Annotated in this window: 3 protein-coding genes; 1 reads left to right on the top strand and 2 read right to left on the bottom strand. The window is 27.5% G+C overall.

What is annotated here, in order from left to right; genetic code table 4:
• The coding region (locus CJF60_RS00910) for a hypothetical protein (protein ID WP_214608174.1) at positions 1 to 547 on the top strand (547 nt) is incomplete at its 5' end.
• A 166-nt stretch (positions 548 to 713) separates the two neighbouring features.
• Here the strand turns inward: CJF60_RS00910 and CJF60_RS00905 are convergent.
• Positions 714 to 3,014, bottom strand: coding sequence for a PTS fructose transporter subunit IIABC (locus CJF60_RS00905; RefSeq protein WP_334293357.1), 2,301 nt, complete (start codon positions 3,012 to 3,014; stop codon positions 714 to 716).
• Between the two features lie 128 nt (positions 3,015 to 3,142).
• Positions 3,143 to 6,478, bottom strand: a complete 3,336-nt coding sequence (locus CJF60_RS00895; RefSeq protein ID WP_084232558.1) for an SGNH/GDSL hydrolase family protein — start codon at positions 6,476 to 6,478, stop codon at positions 3,143 to 3,145.
• Positions 6,479 to 6,613 lie beyond the last annotated feature (135 nt).

The following is a 6,613-nucleotide window of genomic DNA, read 5'->3' as shown; positions in this document are numbered from 1 at the left end:
GCATTACAATGCTCAAATCACAAAAAGTGTGTTTACACAGTTTAATGATGCCTCAAGTGTTAAATATGATTTACAAATTATAGGTGATCTAAAAAAACCTGACATCGAAACAATTTTCACTGATGGTGGCGATGGCAAGGGAGGAGCAGATAATTCAGGAATAGACCCTAAAATTGTAAAATATATTGACCAGAAAAATTCAGAATTAAAAAATGAGTTAATCAATACCATTGATCAAAAAAATTCAGAATTAGAATCTAGACTAGTTGCAAGGATGGATCATAAAAATCAAGAATTAGAATCTAGATTAGTTGCAACTATGAATCAAAAAATTGATGAAGTTCGTCAAGAATCTAGAGAACAAAATCAAGTTCTAAATCAAAAAATTGATGAAGTTCGTCAAGAATCTAGAGAACAAAATCAAGTTCTAAATCAGAAAATTGAAGAAGTTCGTCAAGAATCTAGAGAACAAAACGAAAAATTGAACAAGAAAATTGATGACCGTTTTGATCAACTTCTTGAAGCTATCAAAAACATTAAAAAATAAGTTCTTAATCACCAAACTATTAACAGATTTTTAAAATCGTGCAAAAAATAGCGCGATTTTTTAGCCCCTTTAAGATCTTAATAAACAAGATTTAAAACTATTTTCTACCTTATTTAAATAAAAACCTATTTCTCTTTTACAAGAAATAGGTAGTTTTTAAGTTGTTTTAAACTTGTTGAACTTGTTTAACAGCCTTTTTACCAATACGGTAATTAAAGGCAGTAAATGAGTAAATAAAGCCAAAGATTAAGTTTAAAATTCCAAAGAATAATAAGAATAATCCATAAATATTACTTTGTCCTCAATTAGTTTTTGTAATCGAAGTTGCTGTTGTAGCATCATTTATATTATTTTGGAAAGCTTCTATAACAGCTGAAAAATTCAAGGCTAATAAAACAATTCCGATGATTAAAGTAATTACTCCGAGTACCATAAAGAAATTAAATGCTACTAATTTTTTATGTTTTTTCATTGTTAAATTAACTTTTGAATTAGCCATTTTAACTCTAACTGAATGTTTTCAAGTTGCAAAATTTGCCATTTTTGAAACTTTAGTTTCACTAACTTTAACTTCTTTAGTTTTAAGAACTTTTAATAATAAACCATAAACTAAAACAGTTGTTGCTGAACCAGCGATGATTGCAATAAAGAAGAATAAAATACCTAAACCAAATTGCAATCCTGAATTACCTACACCGATGAAATTACCACTAATTCCCCCGACAATTCCAATTCAAGGTCCACCATGACCTACGGCTGAAGTAACTCCTAGAGCACCAGCAATTGCTCCTGCAACTGCTGAACCAATGATATTTGCTGGGAAAACACGTTTAGGATCGGCCACGGCAAAAGGAATTGCTCCTTCAGAAATCCCAACAAATCCCATGATAATTGCACTAATTCCTAAACCACGTTGATTTGCATCAAATGATTTTCTGTAAACTTGGCTAGCAATTCCCATGCCAATAGGTGCAATTGGAATTGCAGCTGCGACAATTCCCATTGGATTTTGAATATTTTGGTTTAATAAAGCAACTGATAAAACAAAGGCGATTTTGTTAATAGGTCCACCCATGTCAAAGCCGATCATGGCTCCAAGTACTAGCCCTAGTCCAATTCCTACACCGACCCTTGTAGCAATTGCTGAAGATGCACTACCTTCAAAAGCGCCTCTTAATAAGATACTGATTTGGTCCATCACATAACCTATCGGTGCACCGATCACAAAGATTGCTAAGAAAGCATAAAATAGGGTAACTAAAACAGGGATAATAAAAATTGGAACTAAAGCAGAAACATTTTTATTAATTGTTCAAGAATTAACTCATTTAGTTGAATATCCGATTAAAATCCCGAATAAAATTGCTCCAATGAACCCCATTGGTGTTGTCACTGCTGTTCCAGTGATTGGGAATAATAAGGATGCATTATTAGCAACTAACGAGACTATCATAGCAGGTGCTATCGCCGCTCTACCACCAATAGAATGGGCAATATAAGCACCAAGCACACCAATCATTACATTAAAAGCAATTACCCCTGCTTGGAAAATATAGTAAATAAAAGTTCCTTCAGGTGTTGCGCTTGAACCATATAATGCATTAGCTAGTCCAAGGGCAATAGCGATTAATAATCCACCAAAAATAATGAAGGGGATTAAGTAAGATACCCCTGCTAATAAGTGTTTAACTACGTAAGATTTTTTCTCACTTGAGCCTGTATTTTGACTCTGATTTTTATTTTCAGAAGCAATTACTTTAGCTTCTTTAAAAGCCTTATCAACTAATCCTTTAGGATCTTTAATGGCTTCTTTAGTGTTAGTATAATAAACCTTTTTATTAGCAAAACGGCTCATATCTAAACCGATATCACTAGCGATTACAATGTAATCTGCTTGATCAATTTCTGCTTGGCTAAAAACATTTTTAGGTCCAACTGATCCATGGGTTTCCACCTTGACATTATGACCTAATTCCTTGATTGCATTTTCAATTTTTTCAGCAGCAATATAAGTATGAGCCACACCTACAGGACAAGCTGTAAGCGCTAAAACATTTAGCGCTTGATGATTAGGTAAAACTGAAGTTTCGACTTTAGTTTCAGTTTTTGGTTTTTCTTCGATTCTATTTAAAATCGCTTCTTTAATTTGTTGGCGATCTTTTGAATCTACTAATAAGTTTTTAAAATCATTATCTAAAAGCGCAATAGCGATTTTCGATAAGACTTCAACTTGAGAACTTGAGCGCTCTTTTTGAGGGATAAATAAAGCCATAATATAACGGCTATCTTTGCCATCGAGCGCTTTTCAATCTAGACCCTCACTTACTCTAAGATAAATTATTGCACTTTTAGTAATTTTATTACTTAGAGCATGAGGGATGGCAAAGCCATCTTCAAGACCAGTAGTTGTTTCATCTTCACGATGAATAAAGGCTCGATAGATTTCTTCTTTTGAACCTTGTTCAATGATGTTTAACTTTTCTGCTGCAATTGATAATAATCAAAGGCATGGTCTCGTGATTTTAAACTTTTGTCTAAAATAACTTCTACATTCATGTAAATCCTTTCAGAAACTATTTTAAACAAAAAAGTTTTTTATAGCGAAAATAGTTTCAATTGTCGTTTTTTGTGAAAAATATTTTCAGTATTTGAGTCACTAGCACTAGCAAAAATGTCAATTGTTAAGGAAACAATTGAAACATAGCGAGGTTGTAAATCTTTTAAGAAGGTGATTACTATTTCAGTAATTTTATCGTTAAAAATGATTTTTTGAGTTATATATTTGTTGATTTGGCTTAAGTTATTTTTTGCTACTTTTACATAGATAAAATCACTACTATTTTCTCTTTTATACTTAACATTATAAAAAGCATCGTGTGCTTCTTGGTTAAAATAATCAGGTGAATTTTTAAATAATAAGTTTAAATTAGCAATATTAATAGCACCATTTTTGGCTTTTAAAGTAAAAGTAATATCTTTATCATCACCTTCAGCGATTCAAGAATTTATTGAATTAGATACAAAAACATTTTTAGGTAAATGGTTTTTGTATCATCTTGATAAATAATCAGAAGCAGAAACATCTAGTAAAGATTTAGTTTGTTCATTACTTAATAAGTAAACTTTATCATCATCTTTTAACTCTCTTACTTCGTTAATAATGATTGCATTTTTAGAAATTTTTTCAGTGTTTAAATCTTGTCTTGAATAACCCCTAATAATGTAATCAATTAAAACTTCTGACATATTTTTATCAGGTTGAAATCGATCAATTGTTGGTTTTTCTGATGAACCTTTCATGTAAATATAAATTAATAATTGGTCACTAGAATATTCTTTGAATTTAGTATTTTTATCTTGACTTCCATACATTGATTCAATTAAGTTATCATTCAATAAAAAGATGTCGTTTGTATCTCGATAATTATTAAAAAATGTAATTCCTTTTTTAGTTGCACTAGAAATTCTTCGTTTCAATAAATAATAAATTCCGTAATTTTCTCTTGCTCAATAAACTGATTTGACAGGTGTATTTTCATAAACAATTAATTGCAATAATGCATTAATTCTAAACATGTTTCTATATGATCTAATTTCATAATATTTGCGCTCAGGAAATTTAATTCTTGTTAGTGTATAACATTTAGCTAGAGAGAAAAAAATTACATCTATAAATTTATTTAATGACTCATTTAATTTAAGTGCTCTTCTTCCAAAAGAAATTGACTTAGAAGTATTTTTTGATTCAAAAATATACTTTTGAAATAAGGTGTGAACAAAACCACCTCTAACATTTGCATCAGTAAAAAAATCTTCAATTCACTGATTAAAAATTTCAGTATTTTTTTGATTATTAAAAAAGTCTTTGACTCATTCTAAAATAAAATTTATAAATTCTGTTCTAACTACATTTTTTTCTTTAACTATATTTGATGATGTTTTTTTAAAAATTTCTAAATAATTATTTGAAGATATATCATAAAAATTAATATTATTTAAAAATGATTTTGCAAAATTAAAAATCATTTCTTTATTATCAAAAACTTTAATTAATTCTTTAATTAATAATTGTGTTGATGAAATGAATTTTTTGTCAATTACTAAATTATTAAATAAATTTGAAACTTTAAAACTAAGCGATTCTAAAACAAATTCATTTGTTTTTATTATTCTAGTTATTGATGGGATATAGTGAAAGAAAGTTTTTAAAAAAGCTTCTTTAATAACTGAAATAAAAAATAATTCTTCATCATCATTTACACTACCACTATTTGCTTTTTCTTTTAATGTTTTTATTACGTTTTTAATAACAGCTGAAATATTATCAAATGAAAGTAATTCATCAAAAATGTAGCTAGCGCTATCGTTTTTGATATCAATTCAGTTTTTAAATGATTCAATTAATTTAGATTTTATTTCAGTTTTTTCATTTATGTATTGGTAAATTAAAACTGAAATTATGTTCGTAAATTTAGAAATATTTGAAGGAGTTTTCATTAATTCACTGTTTGCAAATGATTCTAATAATAATGATAAACTTTCGATATTACTTAATGTATTTGCTACTGTTTTTGAAAGCTCTTTAAAGTCAATTGTATAAGAAACATCTTCTCTTATATTTGCATAAATTTGATTTTGAATTAAGACATATACATGATTAAAATAACGATAATTAATTATCGAATTTAAAAATTTAATTATGTTATCACCTTCTAAGATGAAAGATTGTAACATCTTGTTATCATCAAAAGTAATCATAAATTTTGATGCAAAAATACTTTGCAATAATGAAGGAATATATGTCTTAAAAAAGACACTACCTGAAACCGTTCTATTTACTAAATTTTCAATATTGAATTGGTGTTCATATTGTTCAATTGATGAATCTTTAAAGAATAAATAATCATTTGTGTTTCCATAAATTATTAATTTAGTTTTATCAATTTGATTTGTAATTTGTAAAAAAGGAGTTAATGTTTTTTCATCGGCTTCTAAATATTTTTTATTTTCAGAATTAGTTAACCTTCCTTTTTTAGAAACAAGAATTTTAGAAATAATTTCTTGTGCAATTTTTTTATATCCATATTCATTAGGGTGGATATCAAAGGTTGCAGAGGTTAATAAATTTTTATTTTTAAGTCAAAATTCATCGTCATAAATTTCAATATAATTTATTGATTCATCTTCTTCTTTTAATTTAGAAATTACTTTTTTTAATGTTCCATTTAATCAAGCCAACATGTCTTCAGAAAAATTATTTCTGACATGATGAGCAATTTTAAATTTCTTATCTAAAGCATTTACAAGTTGAATCATGGGCATTGGATATGAGATAAAATTAATTACGACTGACTTGTTATTTTGTCGAATATTTTGAACTAATCTTTTAACCCCATTTGTAATATTTGCAATTGTTTTTTGCTTAACACTTTTTAAATTTTTAAGTGCTTCATCAGAAAATCTAATATCAAAAAAAGTTCATAAATCATACACAAATAATTCTTCTAAAAAATCGTTTGCTCCTAATGAAATTGTAACTAAATTTGCCTTCTTTAAATTATCAATAAATTCATCTTCGTTTTCTTTAAGTGGTTCATAAAATTTTGTTTCTTTTAGTTGTTCATATTTTTTTTCAAACAACAAATTTCAATGTTCTAAAGTAGATCCCGATAAACCATAATTATTAAAAGATTGTAAAACTCCTGAATCAATTTCATCAATAAAACGAGCTAGATATGAAGGATATGAAAGACCTATAATTTTTTTATAACGGCTTGATTGTTCACCAAGCATTTTACCTGGATAATCTTGAGGCAATTTTGCGTTTCAACCTGCAGAAATTGAGTCACCAAAAGCAACATAACGAATGTCTTTTTTAACAATTTTTACAGGGTTAAATGATTTTGTTTTCTTCTTAGTTTCTTCTTGCATATTTGCCTCTTTAAATTATTTATATTTATTATTTTATAATTACTAATATAGTAATTATTTTACTATAATAGGTTATATTTATATAGCATCAAAACAGTTATCAAGATGCCATTTATTTATTATTTTAAAAGAATA

Origin of the sequence: Mycoplasmopsis agassizii (genome assembly GCF_002272945.1) — a bacterium.
GTDB classification, from domain to species: domain Bacteria; phylum Bacillota_I; class Bacilli_A; order Mycoplasmatales; family Metamycoplasmataceae; genus Mycoplasmopsis_B; species Mycoplasmopsis_B agassizii.
This window is presented reverse-complemented; position numbering and strand designations above follow the sequence as displayed.